At 35.5% G+C, this 1,073-nt stretch carries 1 protein-coding gene; it reads right to left on the bottom strand.

Features of this window, described 5'->3' with window-relative positions; translation table 11 throughout:
* Positions 1-1,073 (bottom strand): HAMP domain-containing protein (locus tag H964_RS06390; protein ID WP_039765829.1); only part of this gene is annotated, 1,073 nt, incomplete at both ends.

Genomic DNA, 1,073 nt, shown 5'->3' on the forward strand with positions numbered 1-1,073 from the left:
GTGGTGCTAACTGTCTGGTCAATATTTGTGACAAAGGTATAGATACTCTTTACCATCTTTGAAAATTCTCTTGCCAAAAGTCCTATCTCGTCGCTACTCACAATGCTATCTTCTACCTGTATATCAAATTTACCTGTTGCAACTTTTCTTGCACTGTCAACAAGTTTATTTATTGGCCTTGTGATCCTGTTTGCAATGAACATACTGATGATGATGACCAAAACCAATGTAAGTCCAAACAAGAGTATTGAAAACCTGATTGAAGATGTAACAAAGTTCGAAACAAGAAGGTTGTTTGTAAGTATTGCAAGAGCTGCTACAGGCATTATGTTATTAGCTTTTCTCACAGGGATCACTACAAAACTATAACTGTCATTTTTTGTACCTGTTTTGCCAATCAAGTACTCGTACTCACTTGACATTGCTTTTTGCAAGGTCTCTTTTCCTATGATAGCCCCCAGTTTTTGAGAGTTTGATTGTGAAATATATTTATTAGGCGAATTTGCAGGATACAAAATGACATTCATCTTGGTAAGTCTTGAGAGGTTTTCAACAAACCTCTTGTCAAGTTTGTACCCAACAATTACTGTGCCAATTACCCTCATGTTGTTTGCACTCATCTCTGTGACAACATCTGATACAGACTTTATATAAATGTCATCTCCGCTTTTTTCAATAGTGGTATACCTTAGCCTTGCAAGCCCGCATTTTACTAAATAATTTTGTTTCCAGTTATCACCATAACGTGAAAGTATGTCACTTCTTCCGATTAAAATACCGTTTGAGTCTGTTACAGCAATCTGGTCAATATTCATCTGGCTTGCCAATGGCGAGATTACTTGTACAAGTTTTAGATGGTCTTTTTTCAAGATTGCCTCTTTTAGCAGGTTGTTTGATGAAATTAAAGTTGCATAGTCTTGAGATAGTTTTTGATACCTTTCAATCTCTTGAATTGCTACATTGTGTGCGGCTTCAAGTCGTGATTTTAGTTCTTTTTGGGCATTCTTCTCAATAAGGCTCAATGAAAAGATTAAAAATACTAAAAGTGGAATTAATGAGATTATAATAAACCA

The organism is Caldicellulosiruptor sp. F32, from assembly GCF_000404025.1.
Classification (GTDB): domain Bacteria; phylum Bacillota; class Thermoanaerobacteria; order Caldicellulosiruptorales; family Caldicellulosiruptoraceae; genus Caldicellulosiruptor; species Caldicellulosiruptor saccharolyticus.